Source organism: Nocardia sp. CA-084685, assembly GCF_050955785.1.
GTDB lineage: Bacteria > Actinomycetota > Actinomycetes > Mycobacteriales > Mycobacteriaceae > Nocardia.
Window position 1 is genome coordinate 7,508,008 of sequence record NZ_CP192094.1, and the last position, 26,938, is coordinate 7,534,945.

A 26,938-nucleotide genomic window follows, 5' to 3' on the forward strand; every position below is an offset into this window, starting at 1 on the left:
TCGACCCCGCGACTTGACAACAACCATAGGGACACCCCCAATCTGCCGACCACCAGCAGACCTCCCAGGAACCAGGGATCTGACACTTGCGCGACAACTGAACATGTGTTTAATGTACTAAACATGCGTTTAAGAGAGCAACCGTACCGGAAGGATCCGCCTGCGGATCTCAACACTCGGGCCCGTATCCGGGATGCCGCGATCGTCGTATTCGGCGAGGAGGGGTTCGGGGTCGGTGTTCGAGCGATCGCGAAGGCGGCGGGTGTGTCACCCGGGTTGGTGAATCATCACTTCGGGTCCAAGGATGGACTTCGAGCGGCGTGCGACGAGCATGTTCGTTCGCTCATCCGGACAGCGAAGACCGAGTACGTGCTGGAGCCTTCGCCGACTGCGACGCTGCAAGCGCTCACGGAGATCGAGGAGTACGCGCCACTCATTGCCTACTTGATGCGGACCTTTCAGACGGGCGGCGCCCTTCTGGTGACGTGGTTCGAGCAGATGGTGGCCGACGTCGAGGCGTATCTGGCGATCGGCATCGAGGCTGGGACCTTGCGCTCACCAACGGATCTCAAGGCGACGGCCCGCTATCTGGCGACCCAGAGCGGCGGTGGGTTCTTCTTCTTCCTGCAACTGCACGAGGCTAGCCACGACGGGGAGCTCGATTATCGAAAGGCGCTTCGCGAGTTCGCCGACCAGATGATGCTGCCAGCGGTCGAGATGAGCACGCACGGTCTGTTCACCGATTCGACGGTGCTGGATGCCCTGCTCGCCGAACGGTGAACCCAATTCTCACATGCAAATATTGATCCTCAGTCTCTCAAGGAGATTCGATGTCATCGGCAATTGTCGTCCGCGACCTGCGCAAGCATTTCGGACAAGTACACGCTCTCGACGGTCTCGACCTCGAAGTCGTCGAGGGGGAAGTACACGGCTTCCTGGGTCCTAACGGGGCGGGCAAGTCGACCACTATCCGTATTCTGCTGGGCATCCTGGCCCGCACCTCGGGCGAGGTGCGTGTACTCGGCCGTGATCCGTGGGCCGACGCGGTTGGTCTGCACAGCGAGATCGCTTATGTTCCGGGTGATGTCACGCTGTGGCCGACGCTGTCCGGCGGTGAGACGATCGATCTGCTGGCCCGCATGCGCGGCGGCCTGGATCACGATCGTCGCGAGGAGTTGATCGAGCGGTTCGAGCTGGATCCGCGCAAGAAGGCCCGCACCTATTCCAAGGGCAACCGGCAGAAGGTCGCCCTGGTGTCGGCGTTTTCCTCGAACGCGAATCTGCTGATGCTCGACGAGCCCACCTCGGGGCTGGATCCGTTGATGGAACAGGTTTTCGGGGAATGCGTCCAGGAGGCCACTGATCGGGGGGTGACGGTGCTGCTGTCCAGCCACATCCTGTCCGAGGTAGAGACGCTGTGTGACCGCGTCACCATCATCCGTGCCGGCGCGACGGTGGAGAGCGGCACGCTCGCGTCGATGCGGCATCTGAGCCGCACCTCGATCAAGGCCGAAATGATCAGTGATCCGCGCAATCTCGGCCGGATCGCGGGAGTCGAAGACGTCAGCATCGATGACCACACCCTGCGCTGCCAGGTCGACAGCGAACATCTGGGTGAGTTGATCCGGATCCTCGGTGATGCCGGTGTGCGCAGCCTGGTCAGCCAGCCGCCGACGCTGGAAGAGCTGTTCCTGCGCCACTATTCGCTCGATGGCCACGACGCCGGCAGTAATGATTCGGGCCGTCACTACGCCGGGGCATCGAAATGACGACCGCCACCGCCACGCACCCGCACTACGGATTCGCCGAATCCACCCGCGGCGCCTCAGCTTTCGCCGGAACCCTGCAACTGCTACGGCTGTATCTGCGGCGCGACCGCATCGTGCTGCCGCTGTGGGTGCTGCTGCTGTCGGCCCCACTGGGCAGCGTCTACGTCAAGAGTGTCGACAAACTTGTCAACACCCCGGCCGATCTGGCCGACTTCGCGAACTCGATCCTGTCCAGCCCGGCGCAGTTGGCCATGTACGGACCGATCTACAACCTCACACTCGGTGCGGCGGGGGTATGGAAGGCCGGGCCGTTTCATGCGCTCATCGCGATCGCGACGATTCTCACCGTTATCCGCCACACTCGCGCGGAGGAGGAGACCGGACGCGAGGAACTGCTCGCCTCGACCCAGGTCGGGCGGTTCGCGAGCCTCACTGCCGCGCTGACGGTCGCTTGCGGAGGTGCGCTGGCCACCGGGCTGATCGGTGCTGCCAGCATCAAGGGCGCCGGGGTGCCCGGCAATGGTGCCCTCGCGTTCGGGCTCGCCGAGGCCGCCTCGGGCATCGTGTTCGCCGCCGTCGCTGCGGTGGCCGCGCAGCTCAGCGCCGGTGCCAGGACCGCGCGCGGTATCGCCTTCGCCGTGTTGGCGGTCACGTATACACTGCGCGCGATCGGTGACGCACGTGCCGGTGACGGTCCCACAAACGTGCTCACTTGGCTGTCACCGCTGGGCTGGTCGTTGCAGGTGCGGCCGTTCGCCGGCGACCACTGGTGGATTCTGCTGCTGCACGCGGCAACCACTGCGGTGCTGATCGTCGCGGCATATCTTCTGTTGTCCCGCCGCGATCTCGGGGCGGGGCTGATCGCCGAGCGGTCCGGCGCACCTGTGGCGGGTTCCACGCTGGCGGGGCCGCTCGGGCTCGCCTGGCGGATGCAGCGTGGCACGCTGGCGGCTTGGTGCGTGGGGCTCAGCTTGTACGCGCTGATGTTCGGCAGCGTGATCAACGGCATCGGAGACGAGCTGGGTTCCAATCAGACCATGCGCGACATCATCGCCCGGATGGGCGGCTCGCAGGTGCTCGAGGATTCGATGGTCACCATGGCATTTACCATGCTCGGCCTCGCGGCAGCCGCGTACTCGATTTCGGCTGCGCTGCGGTTGTATTCGGAAGAAACCGCCGATCGTGCCGAGGCCGTGCTCACCGGCGCCATCGGCCGGACCCGCTGGGCCGCTTCACATCTGGCATTCGCGCTCGGGGGACCGATAGTGCTGCTGTTGGTTTCGGGTTGCGTCGGTGGCCTCGCCTACGGCCTGGCGGCCCACGACGTCGGCGGCAAACTCCCACGCGTGCTCGGTGCGGCGATGGTGCAGCTTCCGGCTATCTGGCTGTTCACAGCGGCGACCGTTCTACTGTTCGGGCTGCTGCCCCGGTGGACACCAGTGGCGTGGGGCGTATTCATCGGCGGGCTCGCCCTGTTCCTGCTCGGATCCATCTCCGGTATGCCGCAATGGGTTCTGGACCTCGACCCATACAGTCACCTGCCGAAGCTGCCCGCGGCATCATTCACCGCCACCCCGGTGGTGATCCTGGTAGCGATTGCAGCAATGGCTATCACAGTGGGGCTTTTCGGCTTCCGTCGCCGCGACCTGCGCTGAGTGGTATCCCCGGGTGTGCTCTTGGAGCGTAGGCTCCAAGAGCACACTCCACCGGTGACAGCCATTCCGATCGGATAGTCGGCGATGTGGTCATATCAGAAATCCCTATCCTGGGTGATCGTGCTGCTGCAGCTGCGATTCACCGTATCGACGACTGGCCGACGGGATCCCTATCGACGCATCCCGATGTTGTTGTGCTGCATCAAGGATGTGACCTCGACAAAGGCGAGTTGCAACGTTCCGTCACGTAGCAAGAATCGGCCAATGGAAGTTAAGCGCACAATGAACTTTTCAAGGTGGTCATCCAGCAGAGGCAGCCCGAAAAGGAGGGGCTCGCCATGAATGCAGTATTCGTTGTCTGCGAGATGATTATTCTAATTGATATATTTATGACCGTCGTGTCATTAATAATCGGGTCAGTATGGTTGATCTCTCGACGTACCAGCCGCACTCAGGTCGCTCGATCTGAGAGGCGGTTGATCGACGTACCGATGCATTCTGGTGCGAGGGAGAATTGATTCGGGTGGTCGAGCGCGCCAGGGATGCTGCGATGGCCATCGGCGCATGGCAATGCGGGACACCTATTGCACTGGGCGACTCACGGTTCCAACGGAACGATGCCGAACAGTAGCGCTTCGATGCACGTTCGGAATGCTGTGTCGGTGTCGGGTGGGGTGGCGGATTCGAGGGTGGCGAATAGCGCGGTCAACTGTGGGTAGTCGCCGTGGGACAGCATCGCTGAGATGTGGTCGGCCATGTTTGCGCGCGCGGAGAGCCCGGCTTCTTCTTGTGCGGCGAGGGCGCGCACCCACCCTGTGAGCAGGCCGATGACCGTTAGCGTAGCGGTGGCGTCGAGGCCGGTCGGCGCCAATGCGCCGGCCATGTGGTCGAGATATCGCATGGTATGCGGGCAGAGGTTCGGCGATTCGACCTCCGGTGCCCGTGGGTGGCATCGATAAAGGGCGCGTAACTGTTCCAGGATGCCGATGATGTCGCGTTGCACATCTCCGGTGAGAGGCGGGTAGTCGATTTCCGCGGCGAGCCGTGCGATACCCAGTCCGTGGCCGATCGGGGTGCGGTGTGTCATGGCAACTCCTTCGGAAACTGGCATCAATTCAGCAATGCGCAATCCGGTAGTCTGCTAAATCACAAGGAGACCTTCAGTATCACAGATACTTAAGGTATCGAACCTTACTATGAGCATCGTGAGCAATGTCAAGCCTCAACGCCTGGACTACGTCGAGCAGACCCGCCAAGCGCTCGTCGACGCGGCCGAGCGGCTGTTCGCCGCGGCTACCACCGCACCTCACTGGACGCGGTCGGCGCCGCAGCCAGATTCACCAAAGGCGCGGTGTACCGGCACCCGCAACGGCACCAGCGCACGCGAACACTTCATCAGCACCGCACGCTGCCTCTACCGCTACGCCGAAGACAACAACTGGATCCACCCCACCCGAAACCCCGCCCGCCACCTAGCAATACCCACCCGACCACCATCACACCGACAGGCGATCTCCTCCCCGCTCCTCGCCCAGATCTGCCAAGTCGCCTCCCTCACCGGCAACGACCGCGAACTCGACGCCTAATACTGCGGCTACACATCGAAACGGCCTGCCGCCGCAACGGCGCCCTACACCTACGCCCCTGCGACCTCGACCCACACCACTGCCTAATCCGGCTGCGCGAAAAAGAAGGCATCGACCGGTGGCAACCCGTCTCCCCCACCCTCATGCGGCACCTACTGCACCACGCCGAACAACGCCACAGCCCGCCCGACGGACAGCTGCTGCGCTACCGCAACGGCAAACCCATCACGGCCCGCCGCTATGACCACCTCTGGACCCGCATCGGTGAACACCTGCCTTGGGTCGCAACCCAACACATCACCTCCCACTGGCTACGCCACACCACCCTCACCTGGGTCGAACACACCTTCGGCTACGCCACCGCCCGCACCTACGCCGGCCACCACACCCGAAAACCCACGGCACCACCGCCACCTACGTCAAAGCCGACCTCCACGAAATCACCGCCGCACTCGCAGCACTCACCCAAGAACCCCACCCACTACTCACCGCCGAACCCCAACCCCACCACCCATGACAACCACGGTGCCGGTCGCCCACAACACGCGACCGGCACCACAATGGACCACATTCCGATCAATGATTCCGCCCACGCCACAACCCATTTGAAGCAGACAACACACCGAAACCGAACCAATCGACACAACGCGACAACGGTCCCCCACTCAGCTACTTCCACTGAAGTACCGAAAACCATTACAACTCAACAGAATACAGATATTGCACCACAATCGGTGAACCTGTGCCATGCTCCAGCGAACCCAAATAGCCTCCACTTGAACACCAATCAGCGTCATCGATGACAGAGATTCGTGATCAAGTCCCCACCTGCACTCGTCTTTCCGACACATCCGCCAACTTCCACTCTCCGGGACTCGGCAGCAGCATCCGCCGCCGAACTGCGACTCGGCCAACGACCGAGCAACCATGGTCACCACTGCGAGCCAGAACCTTCTGCCCCGGGCACTCACCACTTGCCGTCAGGTAGGACAGTGGACGCATGACAACTCCGATCAACACCGTTACCCGGTGGGGCGAACTTGCGGTTCGTGGCCTCCGTCATGATCCGCCCGATGCCGGCAAGATCGCGAAGGTGCTCGTCGAACTCGCGCGAGAACAGATGGCCGACAAGCCACGGCGTCGTGACGAACGCACCGCGATCGGTGGCGAGAGTTCACCGCTGCCGCCCCTGGTGGCCCACCAGTCCACACCGCGGCGGGCACGACAACTCGATCAGGACCAAATCCAGATGCTGATACACGACTATGTCGCTGGCGCAACGACCTACGAACTGAGCAACCGATTCGGTGTCGACCGCCCCACCATCAGCGCCATCCTGCATCGCCACGACGTGCCGATGCGCCGACGCGGCCTGTCCCCCGACCAGACCGACGAGGCGATCCGCCTCTACCGTCTCGGTTGGTCCCTGGCACGAGTCGGGAAACACTTCGCCGTCGATCCGGCCACCGTGTTGAACCGCCTGCGCGAGCGTGGCGTCCGCACCCGCGACACACACGGGCGGGCTCGGTCCCGACATCAATCCATGATGACCAGGTGAGACCACACTCGCGACGAGCATGGCTCGCGGTCGCGGTAATGAAAGAGTGCCTTCCGACTTAATCAACACCGAGCCGGAACGAAGACACACCTTGGGGGGCCAACTAGAACAAGAAAACAGGCGCTGACCAGGCGATATGCGACACTCGATCGAAGCTGGTCTCATGGCTGAAAGATGGCAAAACCCCTGATCAACATCCCTATTCGTCTCTACTTGTGGAGCTAAGGGGACTCGAACCCCTGACCCCCACACTGCCAGTGTGGTGCGCTACCAGCTGCGCCATAGCCCCGAGTGGGTTGCCGTCGGGTTTCCCTGACTGCCTGAACGAAGTTACACCACTGGCGTGTCGGCGACCAAATCGCCTCGATTCAGGGGTGACGGAGGGGGCGTTTGTGATTCCTTACGAACTCTCCATAACGCTGGACATCGGACGCGATCGGTGTGCGACGATGCGCTGATGTCGGTCGCTGATCATCAGACGTTGCGGGTGCTGGAGGGTCGATACGTGCTGGAGCGCGCGGTATCGGACGGCGAGGTCGCCCGTGATGGCGAGGTGCTCGCGGTCGTGCGCGGCCCTGACGGCGGAGCTCGCATGCGACGCAAGGATGCGGCCGACGACGCTTGGGTGGCGCTGTGGAATGGCGACGAGGCGCACCCGCCGGACGCGACCGGCATGTTGGCTGCGATCGTGACACCGCTCGCCGCCGGCAATGTGCCGGTCTGGGTCGCGGCCAGCTTCGACGGCGACATCGTGCTGATCCCCGTTGATCAGGTGGACGAGGCGTCTGAGCTGCTGTGCCGGGCCGGCCACCGGGTGATTGGCTGAAGACTCCGAATGCGGCGCCCTCGACCGATTTTGTCACGGCGTGGTCTGCGTGCCTTCGCCCAGGATGGCGCGAAGCGCCGAGGTGCCGATCTGCAGTAGCTCGTCGCGGCGGCGCCCGGCCGCGGCCTGGACGGCGATGCCGTCCGAGATTGTGTGGATGAGTGCGGCCAGGGCGGCTGGTTCGTAGTGGGACGGCAGGTCGGTGGCCTGCTCGAGCCGTCTGCGCAGCGCCGCCTCGCCGGCTTTGCGTACCGCGACGGCGTCCTGGCGTGCAGCGTGCGCGTCGGGTCCGCAGGCTTGAACGGTCTTGACGCACAGGCAACCATGGGGCGTGCTTTCGCCTGCGGTCAGGTCGACGGCCCCGCGGATCAGCCGTTCGACGACCTCACGGCTGGTGGACGCGTCCAGCGCCTCGGCGGTGTAGGCGCCGGGGCCGTGGAGGTAGCGGGCGAGAACCTTGGCGAACAGTTCCTCTTTGTTACCGAAGGCGGCATAAAGGCTCGGCTTGTTGATGCCCATCGCGGCGGTCAGGTCGGTCAGTGAGGTGCCCTCGTAGCCGTTGCGCCAGAACACCTCCAGCGCGCGGTCGAGTGCGGTTTCCGCGTCGAATGAGCGGGGGCGTCCGCCGGGCATGCCGTCCTCCGTGCTCGCTCCAGTTTTTTACCTATCGGTACATTATCTCTTGCATGAGAGCTCTGCGCCACCTAGTTTCATACCGAAAGGTACACAACTAAGGAGCGCACATGATTCGAGTCGGAGTTGTCGGGGCAAGCGTTGGGCGGACAGCTCGCACCTGCCCGCGCTCGCAGCGCTCGAGGAGTTCGACGTGACCGCGGTCGCGACCACCAACCAGGCCAGCGCGGACCGGGCGGCCGCCACCCACGGCGCTCGGTACGCCTTCGCCGACGCAGGTGAACTCACCGCGCACCCCGAGGTCGACTTGGTCGTCGTCTCGATGAAGGCCTCCGGACATGCCGCCGTGATCAGGGCAGCACTCGACGCCGGCAAGCACGTCGTGTCCGAATGGCCGCTGGGCGTCGACGCCGACGAAGCGGGTGAACTGACCGAAGCCGCCACCGCCGCCGGAGTCGTTCATGCGGTCGTCCTCCAGGGCCATCACTCCCCGAGCGTCCGCTTCGCCGCAGACCTCCTGGCCGACGGTCGAATCGGCATGCTCGAATCGGTTTCACTGGTGGCGGAGGGCGCCCCCTGGGGCGGCAGTCGAATACCGCCGAACCTGGTGTTCGGCCTCGACCCTTCGGAGGGAACCAACATCCTGACCATCATGGCCGGTCACTTCCTGGCCACACTCGAACAAGTCGCGGGCTCACTGACCGAAGTCTCCGCACGGCTGCCCCGCACGCACGACCGTGTGCTCGTCGCCGGGACGGAGCGGACTGTGCCCAACGCCACGCCCAGTCACGTGCTGCTGCACGGAGTGCTGGCCAACGGCGCTACCGCTTCGGTCGCCGTACATGGCGGCAACGGGCCCGCCCGGGACGGGTTCCGCCTCGAGCTCGTCGGCAGCGACGCAACGTTGACCGCCACCCCAGCCCAGCCCGGGACGTTCATCCACTGGGGCGACTGGGATATCCGGATCGGCGACGAGGCCTTGGCCATGCCCGACACCTATCGCACCGTGCCCGCCAGCGTCCAGTCCGGCCCACCGGCCAACATTGCGGCCCTCTACCAGGAGGTCGCTCACGCCATTACCGAAGCCAGGCAACCGAATCCCAACTTCGAGACCGCCCTACGTCACCACCGGCTGCTAGCCGCCATCGAACGGTCCGCGGCCGATGGAATGGTCCAGGCCATCTCGTAATCGACACAGAGCACGGAATCGACCGATTCCGCCGCCCGCCTGACCACATCGGTGAGCTCTGATGTCGTTCTCGACCGGCCGATGTACCCGACACGCCCATCGGCTACCGAGGGGGTGACCGTGCGACGTCAACCTTCTGACCAGCTAGATGTATGAGGCCTGGACGTTGGTGACGCCGGCGTGGAGGCGGCTGGCTGGTGGCCGGTTCCCGGTGGCCGAGTGGGGTCGATGATAGTTGTAGTGGATGTTCCAGACACCGAGCGCCTCGCGGCGTTGGGGTTCGCTTGTCCATTCGCGGGCGTAGAGGAATTCTTCGGCCAGGATCCGGTTATAGCGTTCGACTTTGCCGTTGTGGCGGGGTGTATAGGGCGTAATCCGCTGATGGCGGGCACCGAGTAGGACTTTCGCGAAATCTTTTGCCCGGTAACAAGACCCGTTGTCCGTGACGATCCTTTCGATCCGGTCGATGCCGTGTGCGGCGAAGAACGCCCGCGCTCGGAACACGAAACCGATGGCGGTGGTGGCTTTCTCGTCGGGCAGCGCTTCGGTGTAGGCCAATCGTGAGTAGCCGTCGACCGCGGTGTGCAGGAACACGTATCCGGTGCGGGTCCCGTGGGTTTTGGCGCGGGCGACGGCCTTGGCGTGATCGGATCCTCTGCCGTGGGTTCGCCAGCCGCCGCCGTCGGGGATACGGCCGACTTTCTTGATGTCCACGTGAACCATGTGCCCTGGTCGGCGAGCGATGATTCGGCGTGGGGCTCGGTTGATTTCACCACCGGGGTCGAGGAACCGGCGCCGGTTCAACCCGAGCCGGGCCAAATGCCGACTCACGGTGCGCACCGACACCGACAAGCCTTCGATGGCCAGTTCGGAGGCGATACGCCGCGCCGACCATTTGCGTTCCCGCCGCATTTGCTCGATCCGCACGATAACTTCCGCGGTGGTCGCGGTGGGCTGGCGACGCGGCACCGAGGACCGGTCGAGTAAACCGAGTTCCCCGTACCGGCGAAATCGGTTGACCCACTTGCTTGCACACTGGCGCGAGATCCCCATCTCAGCGGCAACGTGAGCGATCGGGCGGCTCTGGCACCGCTGGACCAGTCGTCGCCGACCTTCGACCGACAAGGGAGCGTTAGCGTGCATCGGCGCGCACCTGCTCGACCGGGCTCGTGACGCGCCGACGCTGGCCCATCACAACGACACTCACCGCAACAGTGGTGAAGGCGGCGCTGCACCACAACGCCATGGTCGGGTGATCAGTGCGGTCGACGAGCAGACCCGCAGCGGCGGGGCCGAGAACGGCACCGATGTTGAACGCGGTGGTCGCCAGTGCACCGGCGATACGCGGAGCCACCGGCGTGGCAGTCTGCACGATCGTCGCGATCAGCGTCGAACCGATACCGAACGCGCCCGCACCCGCCACCACCGACATGACCAACACCCCGATCAACGCCTGCGCGGTCACCGCGGCCAGCAGCCAGACTCCGACGAGGACGACCGTTCCGACAAGGATGATCCGCCGCTGATGACGGTCGCTGTAACGACCGGTGACCATCACTCCGAGAAACGAGCCGACACCGAACAAGGCCAGCACCACCGGAACCCACCGATCACCACCGGCGATGCCGGTCGTGATGGTCCCCAGAAAGGTGAACCCAGCGAAGGTTGCCGCGTTGACCAGGACACCAGCCACGACGGCAATCAGAACCGGCCGCTGCCGCACCACCAGCCATTCGCGTCGCATCGACGGCGTCTGCCCGTCCGGCATATCGCCGTCGCGCACGTCACCACCGAGCATCATCCACACCGGCACCAGCGCTGCCGCGCTGATGACGGCAACGGCCCAGAACGCCGAACGCCAGCCCCAGACCTGCCCCAGCAACGTGCCCGCGGGAACACCGGCGATGCAGGCCACCGTCACCCCGGACACCACCACCGAACTCGCGCGCCCGAGCACCGCCGGACCCACCAACTGCGGCAACGCAGCCAGAACGATCGCCAAGAACCCAGCATTGGCGACCGCCGCGACAACGCGCGTCACCAGCAGCACCGCGAACCCGGGCGCCGCAGCACCAACGACATGCGCAGCACAGAACAACCCCAGAAACGCTGTCACCGAATACCGGACGGGCAACCGGCCCGCCAACATCACCATCACCGGCGCCCCCACCACCATGCCGGCCGCGAATAACGAGGTCAGCAAGCCAGCCGCACCGAGCGAGACCCCGACATCGGCTGCGATCTGCTCCAGCAGTCCCGACACCATGAACTCGGACGTGCCCTGCGCGAAAACCGCAGCAGCCAGCACAAACACCACAACGGGCATAAGAGAGAACTCCCCGGATACAAGGCGCCGCAGCCAAATCCACGACACCCGAGATGGATTGCAGAATCAGGCGAACCATCCACCCGACAGCAAGAAACCGACATCATCCGGCGCTGCGAGATACCAAACCGCACCAGTCGCTCAGCGACCAGTAGGGACCACGCTCACAACGCCGCCCAGCCCACAGGCCGAGCGGCTACCGTCTGGACGCCTCCGGAGAACTCACCCCGCCACCCTAACAACCCACCCGCATCAAACCGAAGCAACGACTACAACGTCATGACCCGCAACAGCTAGATCCTGTCGTCGTAAAGCGCGCACACGCCGCAAAACCCGATTTATGAGACTCGAACCGGGGCTGACCGGGATTCACAAATACCACAGCGGATAACAATTTCACCATCCACACCGAGACGGACCAGCCGCAGAACCGGACATACATCCCAGGATCCGGAGCTCAAACGCGATCCAGGTCACTATTTCGTAGTGATCCCGAACACATAACGTAACTATCACGAACGGTCGTATATATACATTTTTACGCATTCGAACTGGGTGAATGCCGATAATCCACAGTTTCGGTCGAGACAATTCGGACGTTATCTCAACGTGATCTGTCGCGAATTCTTCGCTAGCGTCGTCGTCGACAGCTCGGATCAATGCGACGAGCTCGAACTCGAACTGCTGAACGCCGGTAACCCTGCCCCGCGGTTTCGAGGATCCCCGACATCGCTGGGGGCAGGGACACGGCGGAAGTCCGCCGGGGCCGAGCGGGCGCAGCCAGGAATACACATGACTCAGAACCGCAAGTTCACCCGTGCCCTTGGAATCGCCGCCGTCGCCGGTGCCATCGCCGCCGTTCCGTTCGGACTGTCCACCGCCACCGCATCGGCATCCGGCCACAACTGGGACGCCGTCGCGCAGTGCGAAAGCGGTGGCAACTGGGGTATCAACACCGGTAACGGCTTCGCAGGCGGTCTGCAGTTCACGCAGAGCACCTGGTCGGCCAACGGCGGCTCGGGCAGCCCGGCCAACGCCAGCCGTGAGGAGCAGATCCGCGTCGCGGAGAACGTGCTCGCCACCCAGGGCCCGGGCGCTTGGCCCGTGTGCGGCGCTTACCTGTAAGCCCGGATAGACCTAGCGGGGTCCGTGCCATTGTGCACGGGCCCCGTTGTCGTCAGTACGATCAACGAAATCACCAGTGCCGGAATTATTTCCAGCAATCCGGCGCGCAACCGCCGTTCTATTCCGGCGAATATCCGCCCGATCTGGGAATCGAAAACCACTCTGCGGCGGCCGAATTCACAATCCCCACCCCATCTCGAGATACTTGCGGCGTCAACCAATAGTCCCACTCATCGGTACGGTCTATTCCAATTGCGCAAATCGAACGTTCTCATGGTCCGAAACAGCTGCGGGCAGTGATCCATCTCACTACCCTGTGTCCACCCGGCAAATCGCCCTGATCCATGCACGGCTCAGGTCCTTTACGAAATGCCGTGGCTAGAAAGGCATCTCGACCATGAGCTCGACCCAGATTGCGGACCCGCCGACCCTGCTCACGGGGCTGTGGCAACGCAAGCTACCGCACTATCCCGATACACCCGCCCGTTCCTGGTACCTGGCCGTCGTGGTCATCGCCTCGATCGCGCTCTACTACCAACTATTCGTCACCGGCGCCGTGGGAAATGAACTCATCGGCTACTTCGACCTGTCCTTCGCCTACTTCGTCTGGATCTTCATCATCGGCGCCGCCTTCGGCGCGGTGGCCTCGGTGCTCGCGGGCGTGCTGGATCGGTGGGGGCGGGCGAATATCGTCGCCTACGGCGTGGTGATCTGCTCGCTGCTGACCCTGTTCGCGGTGCCCGCGACGACCACCAAAGAGCAGTACCTGTTCGTGTACTGCCTGGTCAGCATTGTCGAGGGTGCGGTGCTTGTGGCCACACCGGCACTGATTCGCGACTTCTCCCCCCAACTGGACCGGGCATCGGCAATGGGCTTCTGGACACTGGGACCGGTCATCGGCGCACTGGTCACGACGCAGATCTCCACCCACACGCTCGACGCGCATCCGGATTGGCAGTACCACTATCGGCTGTGCGGTGTGATCAGCCTCGTCATCGCGGTGGTCGCGGTGATCGGATTGCGCGAACTGAGCCCACAACTGCGTGACCAGATCATGGTGACCTTGCGCGACCGTGCGCTGATCGAGGCCCGCGCCCGCGGTCTGGACGTCAAGGAACTCGAGCAGGGCGTGTGGCGACAGATGCTGCGCCCCAACATCATCGGCTCGGCGTTGGCGATCAGCCTGTTCCTCGCCTTCTTCTACACCATCGTGTCGTTCCTACCGGTGTATATGGCGACGAATTTCGGCTTCAGCCCGGCCAAGGCCAATGCGCTCGGCAACTGGTACTGGGCCGCCAATGCGATCGCCCTGGTGCTGGCCGGGATCGTGTCGGACAAACTGAAGGTGCGCAAGCCGTTCATGATCGTCGGCGCGCTCATCAGCATCGTCGGCATGTACCTGTTCATCGGCTACACCGATCATCCCGATACCGGTTACTACTCGTTCGCCGCGGTTTTCGTAGTGATCGCGGTCGGCACCGGCATTGCCTACTCCACCTGGATGGCGAGCTTCACCGAGACGGTCGAGGCCCGTAATCCGGCCGCTACCGCGGTGGGGCTCGCGGTGTGGGGCGGCACACTGCGCAGCGTTGTCACCGTGGTGCTATTCGGATTGCTGATCGTGGTGAACGCGGCCGGTCCGCTGGTCAATTATGGACCCCGGTTGTCGGAGATCGCGCACAAATACGCCCAGCAACTCGCGACCATCCAGACTGTCGGCACGGAAACCCTTGCGGCACTGCAGCACAACCCCGGTGATCAGGCCGCACAGATCACCGCGCTGACCAAACTGACCGGCGCGTCACCCGCCGATATCCAAACCACCGTCGGTCTCAACACCCGCTACCCACAGGAGTTGGCGACGCTGCAGGCCATTGATTCGGCGACATTGGCCGCGCTGACCACGAATCCGGCCGATGCCAACGCGGGTCTGGCGGCAGTCGGACAGGTCGCGAAGAAGTTCGGCATTCCGGTGGATCAGGCGATCGCGCGCCTGCAAGCCGTGCAGCAGATTCCGGCCGCCGACCTCGCGGTGGCGGCGACCGTCGGCCCCAAACTTGCGCAGGCGGCTACGCAGTTGCAGTCGGTCGGCACCATCCCGGCAGATGATCAGGCCTATCTGGCCGCGCACGCCACGGAAGTGCAGCAGGCGCAAGCCGATTCGCCGAAGCAGTGGGAACGCTGGTGGTGGATCTGCCTGGCGGCGCAGGTGGTGTTCCTACCGTTCGTCTTCCTGATGGCCGGACACTGGAGTCCGAAGAAGGCGGCCGCGCAGGCCAAGGCGCACGACGAGCTCGTCGAGCGCGAATTGGCCGAGATCGTGAAGGGTGAGCCGGAGCCCGAACCCGCCGGGTAGCTGGGTCGTGCCGGGCGGTACCACCGCCCGGCACAATTCACTTGGTCAGGTCGACGACCCATTCGTGGTTGTTGACGTCGACCTTGTTCTTTCCGTCGAAGACGGCTGGCGTGGCGACCTCCCCGTTGGCCTCGGTCAGCGCCGCGCGCGCCATGTGGGCGTGGATCTTGGCCGCGTCGAGTTTCGCGCCGGAGCTGATGCACTGCACCGCCTCCAGCGAGGCGCCCGATTCCTTGGCGACATTCGCGAGATCGTCATTGCTGAGGTCCGCGCCGCCTTCCTTCGGCTGCTTCGAGGTGAACAGCAGCGCGTGGAATTTCGAATACACCGGGCCCGAACCGTTATCGGCGACACATTCGTTCGCGGCGACCGCACGCGTCGAATAGTCCTCGCTCTTCGACTTCGGGTCGAGGAAGGTCACGAGGTGATATCGGACGGCGAGTTTGCCCTCGTCGGTCTGCTGCGCGATCTCCTGACCGTAGAGCCGCTCCAGCGCACCGCAGGACGGGCACAGCGGATCCTCGTACACATCGGTGGTCTTCGCCGCATCCGGGCGGCCGAGCAGAATCGTCCCGTTGTTCTGGTCCAGGGCCGCGCGGACATCCGTGCTGCGCACCGACCCGTATCCGTCATTGCGGATCGTGGCGTCGTCACGTCCCCATCGAAAAGCCAGGATCACGATCAACACGATGAGCGCGAGCGCCACGCCACCCAGGGCATATGTGGTCGCACTGGACATCGGCCGCGGCGTGTATTTCGATCCCGATTCGCTCACTCCGACCACTCTGCCCCAACCACACGCCAACGCGCGCGCGGGGTGCGTTCTTGACCGTCGATCACGGTGCATTCACGCAGGCAAACGTCGGGGGAGGCCTACAGGGTTACATAGTGATCAGACGTCCAGGTCAGCGGGAGGCGTAGTCGTTTCCTTGGGAGTCGGATGTGGGGGACTCGGCGCCGTGGGGGCCGTAGGTGGAGCCGGGCGGGGAGTCCACAGCGGTTTCCAGTTTCGATGCGACGCCTCGGCGGTGCAGTGGTTCCGGGACGAGTGCCCAGATCGCGGCTGCGATGGCGAGTAGTGCGCCGGTCAGTGCGAGGGCGAGGCCGTAGGAGAAGTGTTGGGCCACGGCGCCTACCGCGACCGGGCCGACGACGGTGCCGAGGTCGGCTGCCATCTGGAAGCCCGCGAGGACCGGGCCGCCGCGGGCCTTCGGTCCGATGACGTCCGCGACCGCGGCCTGTTGAGCGGGAGTGAACATGCCCGAGCCCAGCCCGGCGACGAATGAGGTCATCAGCAACCAGGGCAGGTTCGACGCGAGACCCAGTCCAGCGGTACCCGCCGCACAGATCAGCGATCCGGTGATCAGGAACGGTTTGCGTCCCAAGCGGTCGGAGAGCCTGCCGGACGCGAAAAGCACCGCCACATTGCCCGCGGCGAACACGGTCAGGGTGACACCTGCCATACCCGGTTTCTGATGCAGCACTTCGACAACGAGCAGCGGCACGAGCGCCATCCGCACCCCGAATACCGCAGCACCATTGGCGAAATTCGATAGCAGTACCGCCCGATACTCCGACCGGGCCAATCCCTCCCGGAACGACATCAGCCGCAACCCGCCCACCGGTTCCGGTGCGGCCAGGGTCGAATGCCGCAGATTCACATAGACCACCGCGGTCGCGAGCAGCAGCGCCGCCGCATAGATCAGGAACGGCGCCCGCAACCCGAGCCCGGCGAGCGCGCCGCCGACCAGCGGCCCGCTCACCGACCCGATCAGAAAACTCGTCGACCACAGCCCGGACACCCGCCCACGTTGCGCGGGCGGCGACATCCGGATCACCAGTGCCAGCGACGACACCGTGAACATGGTCGACCCGACCCCACCCGCCGACCGCAACACCAGCAGCTGCCAATAACTCTGCGCAAACGCACTGGCCCCCGTCGACACCGCGACGATCAACAAACCGCCGAGATACACCGACCGCTCCCCCAGCCGCTGTACCAATCGCCCACTGACCGGCGCGAACAGCAGCCGCATCAACGCAAACGCACTGACAATCGCCGAAGCCGCCGCAACCCCGACCCCGAACCCCCGCGCGAACTGCGGCAATACGGGCGCCACCAGACCGAACCCCACGGCGATAACAAACGACGCCCCGATCAGTACCCAGATCTCCACCGGCAAAGCCCTGGACGCCGACCCACCCGACGCCGCTGCCGTCCCCGCCGAAGCTCCCGAACCCAGCGACTCCGACGACCCCGCGGTCGATCTATCACTCACCGGACAGCGCCTGCCCCACCACTTCTTCCGCGGCCGCTTGGACCTGGGTCAGGTGTTCGGGGCCCTCGAAGGACTCCGCGTAGATCTTGTACTTGTCTTCGGTGCCGGAGGGGCGCGCGGCGAACCAGGCGTTTTCGGTGGTGACCTTCAGGCCGCCGAGGGGGGCGCCGTTGCCGCGGGCTCGAGTGAGGACCGCGGTGATCGGCTCACCGGCGATCTCCTTCGTGGTGATCATGTCCGGTGTCAACTTACCGAGGAGTGCTTTCTGTTCCGGGGTCGCGACGGCGTCGATGCGGGCATAGGCCGGACTGCCGTAGCGCTTCTCGAGTTCGACATAGCGGGCCGACGGGCTCTGGCCGGTGACGGCGGCGATCTCGGTGGCCAACAAGGCGAGCAGGATGCCGTCCTTATCGGTGGTCCACACCGTGCCGTCCATGCGCAAGAACGATGCGCCCGCACTTTCCTCACCGCCGAAAGCCAGACTGCCGCTGAACAATCCGGGTACGAAGAATTTGAAGCCGACCGGCACCTCGTACACATCGCGCCCGAGCACGCTGACCACTCGGTCGATCATCGACGAACTCACCGCCGTCTTGCCGATCTTGGTGAGCGCATCCCAACCCATCCGATTCGCGACCAGATATTCGATGGCGACCGCGAGAAAGTGGTTCGGATTCATCAGTCCGCCATCGGGTGTGACGATGCCGTGCCGATCCGCGTCGGCGTCGTTGCCGGTGGAGATGTCGTAATCGTCCTTGATCGCGATCAGCGAGGCCATCGCATAGCGCGAGGACGGATCCATCCGGATCTTGCCGTCGGAATCCAGTGTCATGAACCGCCAGGTCGGATCGACGAACGGGTTGACGACCTCGAGTTCGAGGTCGTAGCGCTGTCCGATCTCCTCCCAGTAGTCGACACTGGCTCCACCCATCGGATCGGCGCCGAGCCGGATCCCGGCACCACGAATGGCGTCCAGGTTCAACACATTCGGCAGATCCGCGATGTAGTGGTCGAGGTAGTCGTAGCGCTCGACGCAGTTCTCCAGCGCATGCCGCAGCGTGGTCCGCCGCACCCCGGCCAAGCCGCTGCGCAACAGTTCGTTGGCGCGGTTGGCAATGGCATCGGTGGCCTTGGTGTCGGCCGGACCGCCGTGCGGGGGGTTGTATTTGAAGCCGCCGTCGCGCGGCGGATTATGCGATGGCGTGACGACAATGCCATCGGCCTGATGCTTGGCCCCACCGCGGTTGTGGCGCAACACCGCATGACTCAGCGCGGGCGTGGGTGTGTAGCGATCGCGCGCGTCGATCATCGTGGTCACATCGTTGGCGGCCAGCACCTCGAGCGCGGTGGTCCAGGCGGGTTCGGACAACGCGTGGGTATCGCGGGCCAGATAGACCGGACCGGTAATCCCGCGGGTGGCACGGTATTCCACGATCGACTGGGTGATGGCCAGGATGTGCGCCTCGTTGAAGGCGGTGTCCAGACTCGAGCCCCGATGCCCCGAGGTGCCGAAGGCCACCTGCTGTGCGGGCTCGGCCGGATCGGGGATGCGGCTGTAGTAGGCCGTCACCAAACGCGCGACGTCCTCGAGGTCAGTGGGACGCGCGGGTCGCCCGGCTCGATCATGGGCCATGCTCGGGTCTCCCTTCCGTGTCGGCTGCGCCCGGCTCGTCATCAGAATCATGTCCACAACCACTGGGTCGTGGCCGCGGCGACGAACACCGCGGTCAAGCTGGTCACGACGCTGAGCACCACATTGCCCACCGCATAGGCGTAGGCGCCCTCGGCCACGAGCCTGATCGTCTCGTAGCCGAAGGTGCTGAATGTGGTCAGCGCACCGCAGAAACCTGTTCCCGCGGCGGCCAGCAGCCAGTGGTTCACGCCGGCGCCGATCAGTCCACCGAGCAACGCCGAACCGACAATGTTAACGGTCAATGTGCCCAGCGGCAGCAGAGATTCGAATCGCGCGGCCACCGAACGGTCGATGAGATACCGCGCCGGCGCACCGATCATGCCGCCGACCAGGACGAGCACCACCATCATCGGGCGACCCCCAGCGTCGGCTGCCAGACCTCGACTTCGGACAATGCGACATTCACCGCAACGAGTAGCTCGGAATTCTGTTCGACGAAGGCGCGCAACCGCTGGGCCTCGTCGATGATCATCACCAGCACGGGTAGGTGTTCGGCCAGATCGAGGATCCGACTGGTGTGGATGCGTGAGGACGACCCGTAACCCTCCACGCCGCGCCACACGCTGGCGCCGGCCAGCCCTGTGTCGCGGGCGCGCCGCACGATCTCGTGGTACAGGGGCCCGTGCCGCCACTTGTCGTCCTCGTCGAGCAGCACCGTCAGCCGCGCCGCCGACTGCCACTGTCCCGCCGCCGGACCAGTGCCCGTCGGTGAATCTTTCATCGCCTGACCCCCTTCCGTCGCGCTGTCCACTATTCAACTCGTCCGCCGTGCCGTACCAGTAGCCCACCGTGCCGAAAACATGCCGAGCACAACCGCCCCCAGTCCGGCCACCACTGTTCCCCCGAGATAGCCGAGTGCCTCGACCACGGCACCCGATTCGAGCAGTCTACGAACCTCGAGGCTATAGGTGGAAAAAGTGGTGAAGCCGCCGAGCACGCCGATACCGAGAAATGGGCGGAGCAGTCTGTGGGCTACCCACACCTCGGTGATCAGAACCATCAGAATTCCGATCGCAAAGCATCCCACGACATTGATCGTGAAGGTCGCCCAGGGGACCTGATGCGGTTGCGACGGCCACCACACGCCGATGCCATAGCGCGCCAGCGCGCCGAGACCACCGCCGAGCGAGATCACCACCAGCACCAACGGTTCGACGGCAGGGTTGCGGGCCCGCTGAGCCATGCGCTGACCTCCTGCCGAGCCGAATGTCACCGGCGCAATGCTAACGGGCGGGTCGGCCGAGCCGAACATCCGGGACGACGGGACGCACCATGAACAGCATCGTTCGTTGACACGGGGCGCTGAGCGCGTACGAATGCTGGGAATGTTCGGCCGAAGTTCCCGGCCATCCCTACGGACACAGGTCGGCAGCGATGACGGCGGCACCGAGGGCGAGATCCGAAACGCCTCGGAAGACGGCGAAAAATGGGCACCAGCAACTGTTCAGCATGGTGGCGGCTGGGGCCTTCGGCCCGGTGACGGCCGAGGCGATCGACGAAAACACAACGCCCGCATCGTCATTGATGCGGGCGCTGTGCTGTTCGAGCGGAACAGCTCAGTGCACGATTACCGGTTCACCTTCCGACGGAGCCGGAACCGCATTCGGCATCAGGAATCCGGTGATCACCGCACCGGCCACGAAAATCGCGGTGGCCCACCAGAAGCTGGTCGTGTAGCTCTCGATCTGGGCCTGCGCCACGGCCAGCGGACCCGGCGTACGCGATGACAGGTAGTCGGTCGCGGCCGAGGCTGCGATGGTGCTCAGCAGCGCCGTGCCGATCGAGCCGCCGACCTGCTGGCTCGTGTTGATCATCGCCGAGGCGACACCGGCATCCTCGTGGTGCACACCGGCCGTCGCGCCCTGGAAGGCGGTCGACATCGCGCCACCGAGACCGAGGCCCATCAGGACCAGGGCGGGCAGGATATTCGCGACATAGCTGCTGTCGAGGCTGATCTGGGTCAGCCATGCCATGCCGAGCGCGGCGACCAGAAAGCCACCGGCGACAACCATCTTCGGACCGACCTTCGGCAACAGCAGCGAGGGGACCGTGGTCGAGGAGACGACCATGCCCGCCACCATCGGCAGGAACGCCAGACCGGTCTTGATCGGCGAGTACCCCATGCTCAGCTGCATGTAGTAGGTCAGGAACAGGAAGATCGCGAACATTCCGATGCCCATGACGAACACTGTCAGGAACGAACCGCCGCGGGTGCGGTCCAGCACGATGCGCAGTGGCAACAGCGGATTCGCGACCCGGGTCTCGAGCGCCACGAACACCGCGAGCAGTGCCGCGCCGCCGATCAGGAAACCGAGGGTGACCGGGTTGCCCCAGCTGGTCGACTCGGCGTGCGAGAACCCGTAGACGATGCCGAACAGCGCGGCGGTCACCACGACGGTGCCCGGAATATCGAGCCGGGGCCGCTCCGTCACCACATGCTTGGCCAGCAGCAGCACCGCGCCGATCAGCGCGACCGCGGCGAAGCCGAGGTTCACGAACATCACCCAGCGCCACGATGCCCATTCGGTGAGCATGCCGCCGAGCAGCAGACCGATGGCACCACCGGCGCCGGCAACCGCACCGAATATGCCGAAGGCCTTGGCGCGCTCACTCGGTTCGGTGAAAGTGACCGTGAGCAGCGATAGGGCGGCGGGTGCCAGCAGCGCGCCGAAGACGCCCTGTCCGACGCGAGCCGCGACCAGCATCTCGAAGCTGGTGGCCGCGCCGCCGACCGCGGAGGCCACGGCGAATCCGATCAGGCCGATAATGAAGGTGTTACGCCGGCCGAACAGGTCACTGAGTCGGCCACCGAGCAGCAACAGGCTGCCGAAGGCAAGGGCGTAACCGGTGACGACCCACTGCCGATCGCCATCGCTGAAACCGAGGTCCTGTTGCGCTGCGGGCAGCGCGATATTCACGACGGTCGCGTCGAGCACAACCATGAGCTGAGCCACGCCGAGTACGGCGAGCACCCACCAGCGCAGGGCATGCGAGCCGCGGCGGCCCGAGTCGGTTTTCTCGGGGGCCAGTGCCCCACGGTCCAACGTGGTAGTCATGTGTCCCCTTTGTCTCGAAGCTTGATCCGGAGGTATTTCCTCCGCTTTCCGAGTTAAGCTAACACAATAACGGAGACAACTCCTCCACTTAATCCTGCTTATTGCTAGGATGTGACTGTGAATCCCGCCACTACCGTGCCTCCACCTCGGCGTCTACGCGCCGACGCTGCCCGCAATCAGCAGCGCATCGTCGAGGCAGCCCGCCAGCTCTTCGCCGATCACGGCTTGGAGATCACCCTCGATGACGTGGCCGAACGCGCCGGGGTCGGCGTCGGCACCGTCTACCGGCGCTTCGCCAATAAGAGGGAACTGATCGCCGAGGTCTTCGAACAGAATGTCGGCGAGTTCGCTGTCGCCGCCGAGACCGCGGCCAAGCACCCGGACCCCTGGTTGGGGCTGGTTCAGTTCTTCGAGTACGCCTGCACCCATCTCGCTACCAATCGCGGCTTCAGCGAGGTCATGCTCGAACTCGAGGAGGATCTGGAGCGCTTCGCCCAGCTGCGCGACCGGATCAAGCCGACCATCGCCGCGGTCATCGATCGCGCGCGTGAGGCCGGTGCTCTACAGCCCGATATCGAGCCATCGGACTTCTTCGCGCTGATCCACATGGTCGATGCACTGGCCGAGTTCTCCAAGCCGGTGAATCCGAATTCCTGGCAGCGCTATATGGCCATCGCACTCAACGGCGTACGCAGCGATGACACGCCACGCCGACCACTACCAGCACCCCCCTTGACGGACGAAGAAGTCGAACGGGCCAAGTCGTTCGCCTGCGCGGGCCGCAAGCGCTAGCGCAAAAACCGGACACATCTAGCGCCGGTTCGAGCCACCCCTTACAGTTGGACGCATGACCAATTCGTGGGGGAACTGGGCCGGGGATCAGCGGTGCGCGCCAGCTACCATCGCCACCCCGCGCGATACCGAAGAATTAGCCGAGATCATCGGCCGCGCCGCCACCACCGGACAGACCGTACGCGTCGCCGGTGCGGGTCATTCGTTCACCGATGCCGTACTCACCGACGGCATTCTGCTCGACCTCGCGAAGCTGAACCGCATCCTCGATGTGAATCGGGAGACCGGACGCGTTCGAGTCGAGGCGGGTATCACCCTCAATGCCGCGAGCCATGCGCTGCATCCGCTCGGCCTGGCCTTTCCCAATCTCGGCGATATCGACGTGCAGACCATCGCGGGCGCGACCGCCACGGCCACCCACGGCACCGGTGCGACACTGCAAAACCTTTCGGCCGCACTGCAATCCATCGAGCTGGTACTCGCCGATGGCAGCCGCGTCGAGTTGACCGAGGAATCCGATCCGGAGGGCTGGCGCGCGGCACGGGTCAGCATGGGGGCACTCGGCGTGATCAGCGCGGTCACCTTGCAGCTGGTGCCGTCGTTCGTGCTGGAGGGAATCGAGCGCCCGATTCCGGTCGAGGAGGTTCTAGCCGATCTGGACTCCCATGTCGACGGCAACCAGCATTTCGAGTTCTATATGTTCGGGCACAGCCCACTGGCGATGACCAAGCGCAACAACCCCGTCGACCTGCCGGAACAACCGCGCGGTAGGGCCGCGGACTGGTTCGCCGACATCCTGATGTCCAACTACGCCTTCGACGCGCTGTGCCGACTCGGCAAGCGCCAGCCCCGGCTGGTGCCGTGGATACATCGCGGCGCGGCCTATGCGGGCAGCTACCGCCGCCAGGTCGACCGCTCCTATCGAGTCTTCGCCTCACCTCGGCTTATTCGCTTCACCGAGATGGAATACGCGATCCCGCGCGAACATTCCGTAGCGGCCATTCGCGAGATCAAGAAACTCGCGATGCAGTTCGATACGCCGATGCCAATCGAGGTGCGCTGGGTTGCCCCCGATGACGCGTACCTCTCCCCCGCGAGCGGGCGCGACACCTGCTACATCGCCGTGCACCAGTACCGCGGCATGGACTTCGAACCGTATTTCCGCGCCTGCGAGGCAGTTTTCGACAAGTACAACGGCCGCCCGCACTGGGGCAAACGCCATTTCCAGACCGCCGAAACACTACGGCCGCGCTATCCGGACTGGGATCACTTCGCCGAGGTGCGCCGCCGCTTCGACCCAAAGGGCCGCTTCGCCAACGGCTACGTCGAGCGGGTACTCGGTTGTGTTTGATGGGGTGTTTTTGGCGGCGCGGGCGCCGCGGTGTTCGCGCGTAGGAGCATCTCGCTCCGTTGGGGTCGGTGATGGCGGGGGCGTCGGCACCTGGTGCGCGGTGCATGGTTGGGTCCTGCGGCTGCGTCGCGTGCGCTTGGACGGCTCGGACCGCCAACGGGTCGCCCGTAAGCATCTCGCTCCGTTGGGGCAGAGTCGCGCGTCAACTCGCCAGTACTAGTTCGGCGACCAAGCGCGGTAGCGTCAACTTGCCAGTATTTCGGCGGCCAAGCGTGGTAGGGCGGTGCCGATCGGCTCGCGGATGACCTCGGTGGCGATGCTGTCGTAGGGCGTCGGTTCGGCATTGACGATGACCAGATCCGCGCCGCTGTCGACCGCGATCGCGCACATCGATGCGGCGGGCTCGACCTGCAGCGAGGAACCCACGGCCAGGAAGATATCGCTGGACTCGGCGGTCAGCGCGGCCTTGGTCATGGTGCGGCGATCCATTTGCTGGCCGAACATGATGGTCGCGGATTTCAGAATTCCGCCGCATGCCGGACAGGGCGGATCCGCCTCGCCCGCCGCCACGCGAGCCAGGGTGGCGGCCATGCTCGTCTGGTATTCGCAACCGATACAGACGACTTCGAACATATTGCCGTGAATTTCGATCACCCGGCCCGGTGAGGATCCGGCGCGCTGATGCAGCCGGTCGATGTTCTGGGTGATGATCGTGATGGTGCGTCCGGCCCGTTCCAGATCGGCCAGCGCGGTGTGCGCGGCATTGGGTTGGGCCTGCCAGGCAGGATTGTCGCGGCGGGCCAGCCAGGAGCGTTTGCGCAGCTCCGGATCGGAGAGGTAGGCATCGTAGGTCGACAACAGTTCGGCGATGGGGTCTTTCGTCCACACGCCGCGGGGGCCGCGGAAATCGGGAATGCCGGAATCGGTGGAGATGCCCGCGCCGGTGAGCACACCGATCCGCCCATCCCGTTTGCGCCAGTCGGTCGTCACATTGATTCAGCCTAGGGGGCAGTGTCAGCGGCGCCCAGGACGATCGGTCGACAAGCCAAGGCTATGAGAGATTGCTACACTAAGTCTCTCAAGTTCTTGGATGGTCGATCAAAGGAGATCGCAATGACCGCCGTCGCAGCCGACGCCGATTCACGGACCGCACCGGAGCGCCGCCCGTTCGCACCGGGGACGCGCATGTGGGACGAGACCGGCTTGATCACCTTCTCCCTCACCGCTGGTTCGGCATTTCTGCTGCAGACCATGGAACCGACCATTGCCGCCGTCGTCGACGAACACTCCACCTTCCGCACCGATCCACTCGGACGCGCCGTGCGCAGCATCGGTTCGGTGATGATGTGGGTTTACGGCGGCGACGAGGCGATCGCGGAAGCGGATCGCCTGCGCAAGATGCATGCCTCGCTGAACACCACCTCCGCCGATGGTGTCCGACACAAGGCGCTGGCCTCCGGGCCGTGGGCCTGGGTGCTGCACACCGGCACCTTCGCCTTCACCGAGAATGCCGAATACTTCGCCCGCCGCCCGCTCACCCCGGACGAGAAGGAGGCGTACTACCAGGAGACGGTGCAGCTCATGCGCAATTTCGTGGTGCCGCCCAAGGAGATTCCGGCGAACTACACCGAATTCGAGAAGTTCTTCACCGATATGGTGGAAAACCACCTACAGGAGACCGGCACCGCGCACGACTACCTGCGGGTGATCCAGTCGGTAGCACCGCCCAAACAATTGCCGCGGGCACTGCACCCGGCCTGGAAGCGCATGGTCGCGCCGGTCGGTCGGCTGCAGTACTTCGTGACCGTCGGCACGACTCCGGAGGCGGCCCGGCGCAAGCTCGGCCTGACGTGGTCGGAGTCCGATGAGCGCAAGCTCGAGGCGTTGGGGTGGTTCATCGCCCGCGCGGTGCCGCTATTGCCGGAGCGGGTGCGCTACTTCCCGATCGCATACGAGGCGCGGCGGCTCGAGCGCGATCGCGCGCGGTTGCGCAAGGTGATCGATCTGCGTCCCATGTGACGCCTCGCGTGCGTGCACGGCCCGCGGTTGCCGCTCCGGCACCGCGGGCCGCGTCGTATCTAGGCAAAATGCCGAAATCCTGACCGACCGGTTTCTTCTTGACCGATATTCCGCGTACGGCAACAACTCTCGAGCGACGAGGCTCGAGATGCCTTGGCGGACAAAGTCGCCCCCCTCGTCGCGAAACATATTCCGCCCGTCCTGGTATACGTATCACGCACCCTCCGACGCAGACCAGGTGCAACCGTCCGACAATCCCGACATTGCGCCCAGCACCACGCACCAGCCTGAAAGGTATTCCCGCACATGGCTCACAAGCCCAGCGTGCTGTTCATCTGTGTCCACAATGCGGGCCGGTCGCAAATGGCGGCCGGATTCCTCGATGCGCTCGCCGGCGACCGCATCGATGTGCACTCCGCCGGGAGTGCGCCCGCCGACACCATCAATCCGGCCGCCGTCGCGGTCATGGCCGAACTCGATATCGATATCTCGGCCCATGCGCCGAAGCTGCTGACCGTGGACGCGGTCGCGATGTCCGATGTCGTCGTCACCATGGGCTGCGGCGACGTGTGCCCGTTCTTCCCCGGTATCAGCTATCGCGATTGGATGCTGCCGGATGCGACCGATGAGGACATCGCCATCGTGCGCTCGATCCGCGACCGGATCCGTATCCTGGTGGACAACCTCATCGCGGAACTGATCCCGGCCACAGCCTGCTGAGTCCG

The 26,938-nt window shown here is 64.5% G+C and carries 26 protein-coding genes and 1 tRNA gene; 14 read left to right on the forward strand and 13 right to left on the reverse strand.

What is annotated here, in order from left to right:
• The first annotated feature begins 105 nt into the window (after window positions 1-105).
• From ACQP2U_RS33385 to ACQP2U_RS33395, 3 genes are read left to right on the forward strand one after another with little or no spacing between them, the layout of a single operon-like run.
• A complete protein-coding gene (locus ACQP2U_RS33385; RefSeq protein WP_433711118.1) occupies window positions 106-780 on the forward strand; it encodes a TetR family transcriptional regulator in 675 nt (224 codons plus the stop codon).
• Between the two features lie 50 nt (window positions 781-830).
• The gene (locus tag ACQP2U_RS33390) at window positions 831-1,769 is read left to right on the forward strand and encodes an ATP-binding cassette domain-containing protein (RefSeq protein WP_433711119.1); all 939 of its coding nucleotides are present in this window, start codon (window positions 831-833) and stop codon (window positions 1,767-1,769) included.
• Entirely contained in the window at window positions 1,766-3,424 is a 1,659-nt protein-coding gene (locus ACQP2U_RS33395; RefSeq protein ID WP_433711121.1) for an ABC transporter permease, read from the forward strand. The genes ACQP2U_RS33390 and ACQP2U_RS33395 overlap by 4 nt, the downstream gene beginning before the upstream one ends.
• 598 nt (window positions 3,425-4,022) lie before the next feature.
• Here ACQP2U_RS33395 and ACQP2U_RS33400 read toward each other — a convergent pair.
• The gene (locus tag ACQP2U_RS33400; protein WP_433711122.1) at window positions 4,023-4,511 is read right to left on the reverse strand and encodes a TetR/AcrR family transcriptional regulator C-terminal domain-containing protein; all 489 of its coding nucleotides are present in this window, start codon (window positions 4,509-4,511) and stop codon (window positions 4,023-4,025) included.
• A 118-nt stretch (window positions 4,512-4,629) separates the two neighbouring features.
• Between ACQP2U_RS33400 and ACQP2U_RS33405 the strand changes: the two genes are divergently transcribed.
• The 3 genes from ACQP2U_RS33405 (at window position 4,630) to ACQP2U_RS33415 (ending at window position 6,568) form a co-directional block, all read left to right on the forward strand.
• Complete coding sequence (locus ACQP2U_RS33405; RefSeq protein ID WP_433716813.1) at window positions 4,630-5,010, forward strand: hypothetical protein; 381 nt, start codon at window positions 4,630-4,632, stop codon at window positions 5,008-5,010.
• 14 nt (window positions 5,011-5,024) lie between these two features.
• Window positions 5,025-5,813 (forward strand): tyrosine-type recombinase/integrase, encoded by a 789-nt coding sequence (locus ACQP2U_RS33410; RefSeq protein WP_433716659.1) that lies wholly within the window; start codon window positions 5,025-5,027, stop codon window positions 5,811-5,813.
• Between the two features lie 197 nt (window positions 5,814-6,010).
• Window positions 6,011-6,568 (forward strand): hypothetical protein, encoded by a 558-nt coding sequence (locus ACQP2U_RS33415; protein WP_433711123.1) that lies wholly within the window; start codon window positions 6,011-6,013, stop codon window positions 6,566-6,568.
• Window positions 6,569-6,784: 216 nt separating this feature from the next.
• On the opposite strand, the gene ACQP2U_RS33420 is transcribed toward ACQP2U_RS33415, so the two are convergent.
• Window positions 6,785-6,857: transfer RNA gene (locus ACQP2U_RS33420), tRNA-Ala, on the reverse strand.
• Between the two features lie 168 nt (window positions 6,858-7,025).
• Here ACQP2U_RS33420 and ACQP2U_RS33425 point away from each other — a divergent pair.
• Entirely contained in the window at window positions 7,026-7,394 is a 369-nt protein-coding gene (locus ACQP2U_RS33425) for an ACT domain-containing protein (protein ID WP_433711124.1), read from the forward strand.
• Between the two features lie 33 nt (window positions 7,395-7,427).
• Here the strand turns inward: ACQP2U_RS33425 and ACQP2U_RS33430 are convergent, their stop codons facing one another.
• Window positions 7,428-8,027 carry a TetR/AcrR family transcriptional regulator gene (locus ACQP2U_RS33430; RefSeq protein WP_433711126.1) on the reverse strand — a complete coding sequence of 200 codons (600 nt, stop codon included), beginning with the start codon at window positions 8,025-8,027 and terminating at the stop codon, window positions 7,428-7,430.
• On the opposite strand from ACQP2U_RS33430, the gene ACQP2U_RS33435 reads away from it, so the two are divergent.
• On the forward strand, window positions 8,026-9,216 hold the full coding sequence (locus tag ACQP2U_RS33435) for a Gfo/Idh/MocA family protein (RefSeq protein ID WP_433711127.1): 1,191 nt from the start codon (window positions 8,026-8,028) through the stop codon (window positions 9,214-9,216). The genes ACQP2U_RS33430 and ACQP2U_RS33435 overlap by 2 nt on opposite strands.
• A 144-nt stretch (window positions 9,217-9,360) precedes the next feature.
• On the opposite strand, the gene ACQP2U_RS33440 is transcribed toward ACQP2U_RS33435, so the two are convergent.
• Together ACQP2U_RS33440 and ACQP2U_RS33445 are read right to left on the reverse strand one after the other, a co-directional pair.
• The gene (locus ACQP2U_RS33440) at window positions 9,361-10,359 is read right to left on the reverse strand and encodes an IS481 family transposase (protein ID WP_433711128.1); all 999 of its coding nucleotides are present in this window, start codon (window positions 10,357-10,359) and stop codon (window positions 9,361-9,363) included.
• Window positions 10,349-11,542 carry a Cmx/CmrA family chloramphenicol efflux MFS transporter gene (locus ACQP2U_RS33445; RefSeq protein ID WP_433711129.1) on the reverse strand — a complete coding sequence of 398 codons (1,194 nt, stop codon included), beginning with the start codon at window positions 11,540-11,542 and terminating at the stop codon, window positions 10,349-10,351. The genes ACQP2U_RS33440 and ACQP2U_RS33445 overlap by 11 nt, the downstream gene beginning before the upstream one ends.
• Before the next feature lie 792 nt (window positions 11,543-12,334).
• On the opposite strand from ACQP2U_RS33445, the gene ACQP2U_RS33450 reads away from it, so the two are divergent.
• Both ACQP2U_RS33450 and ACQP2U_RS33455 read left to right on the forward strand, forming a co-directional pair.
• On the forward strand, window positions 12,335-12,667 hold the full coding sequence (locus ACQP2U_RS33450; protein ID WP_397035371.1) for a transglycosylase family protein: 333 nt from the start codon (window positions 12,335-12,337) through the stop codon (window positions 12,665-12,667).
• A gap of 397 nt (window positions 12,668-13,064) precedes the next feature.
• Entirely contained in the window at window positions 13,065-15,023 is a 1,959-nt protein-coding gene (locus tag ACQP2U_RS33455) for an MFS transporter (protein ID WP_433711131.1), read from the forward strand.
• Window positions 15,024-15,060: 37 nt separating this feature from the next.
• Here ACQP2U_RS33455 and ACQP2U_RS33460 read toward each other — a convergent pair whose 3' ends face one another.
• The 7 genes from ACQP2U_RS33460 to ACQP2U_RS33490 all read right to left on the reverse strand — a co-directional run bounded on the left by ACQP2U_RS33460 (window position 15,061) and on the right by ACQP2U_RS33490 (window position 22,051).
• A complete protein-coding gene (locus ACQP2U_RS33460) occupies window positions 15,061-15,798 on the reverse strand; it encodes a thioredoxin domain-containing protein (protein ID WP_433711132.1) in 738 nt (245 codons plus the stop codon).
• 130 nt (window positions 15,799-15,928) lie between these two features.
• On the reverse strand, window positions 15,929-17,266 hold the full coding sequence (locus ACQP2U_RS33465; protein WP_433716660.1) for an MFS transporter: 1,338 nt from the start codon (window positions 17,264-17,266) through the stop codon (window positions 15,929-15,931).
• Window positions 17,267-17,294: 28 nt separating this feature from the next.
• Window positions 17,295-18,935, reverse strand: a complete 1,641-nt coding sequence (gene pgm / locus ACQP2U_RS33470) for a phosphoglucomutase (alpha-D-glucose-1,6-bisphosphate-dependent) (RefSeq protein ID WP_433711133.1) — start codon at window positions 18,933-18,935, stop codon at window positions 17,295-17,297.
• A 47-nt stretch (window positions 18,936-18,982) separates the two neighbouring features.
• Window positions 18,983-19,345, reverse strand: a complete 363-nt coding sequence (crcB, locus tag ACQP2U_RS33475; RefSeq protein ID WP_433711134.1) for a fluoride efflux transporter CrcB — start codon at window positions 19,343-19,345, stop codon at window positions 18,983-18,985.
• Window positions 19,342-19,716 carry a DUF190 domain-containing protein gene (locus ACQP2U_RS33480; protein ID WP_433711135.1) on the reverse strand — a complete coding sequence of 125 codons (375 nt, stop codon included), beginning with the start codon at window positions 19,714-19,716 and terminating at the stop codon, window positions 19,342-19,344. The genes crcB (ACQP2U_RS33475) and ACQP2U_RS33480 overlap by 4 nt, the downstream gene beginning before the upstream one ends.
• A 33-nt stretch (window positions 19,717-19,749) precedes the next feature.
• Entirely contained in the window at window positions 19,750-20,178 is a 429-nt protein-coding gene (gene crcB, locus ACQP2U_RS33485; protein WP_433711137.1) for a fluoride efflux transporter CrcB, read from the reverse strand.
• A 373-nt stretch (window positions 20,179-20,551) separates the two neighbouring features.
• Window positions 20,552-22,051, reverse strand: coding sequence for an MFS transporter (locus tag ACQP2U_RS33490; RefSeq protein WP_433711138.1), 1,500 nt, complete (start codon window positions 22,049-22,051; stop codon window positions 20,552-20,554).
• 117 nt (window positions 22,052-22,168) lie between these two features.
• Here ACQP2U_RS33490 and ACQP2U_RS33495 point away from each other — a divergent pair, with 117 nt between their 5' ends.
• A complete protein-coding gene (locus tag ACQP2U_RS33495; RefSeq protein ID WP_433711140.1) occupies window positions 22,169-22,843 on the forward strand; it encodes a TetR/AcrR family transcriptional regulator in 675 nt (224 codons plus the stop codon).
• A gap of 55 nt (window positions 22,844-22,898) precedes the next feature.
• Window positions 22,899-24,194, forward strand: coding sequence for a D-arabinono-1,4-lactone oxidase (locus tag ACQP2U_RS33500; protein WP_433711141.1), 1,296 nt, complete (start codon window positions 22,899-22,901; stop codon window positions 24,192-24,194).
• Window positions 24,195-24,437: 243 nt separating this feature from the next.
• On the opposite strand, the gene ACQP2U_RS33505 is transcribed toward ACQP2U_RS33500, so the two are convergent.
• Window positions 24,438-25,184, reverse strand: coding sequence for an SIR2 family NAD-dependent protein deacylase (locus ACQP2U_RS33505; RefSeq protein ID WP_433711142.1), 747 nt, complete (start codon window positions 25,182-25,184; stop codon window positions 24,438-24,440).
• 123 nt (window positions 25,185-25,307) lie between these two features.
• On the opposite strand from ACQP2U_RS33505, the gene ACQP2U_RS33510 reads away from it, so the two are divergent.
• Complete coding sequence (locus ACQP2U_RS33510; protein ID WP_433711144.1) at window positions 25,308-26,213, forward strand: oxygenase MpaB family protein; 906 nt, start codon at window positions 25,308-25,310, stop codon at window positions 26,211-26,213.
• Window positions 26,214-26,519: 306 nt separating this feature from the next.
• Window positions 26,520-26,933: an arsenate reductase ArsC gene (locus ACQP2U_RS33515; RefSeq protein ID WP_397035383.1), complete on the forward strand. Its 414-nt coding sequence runs from the start codon at window positions 26,520-26,522 to the stop codon at window positions 26,931-26,933.
• The last annotated feature ends 5 nt before the right edge of the window (window positions 26,934-26,938 follow it).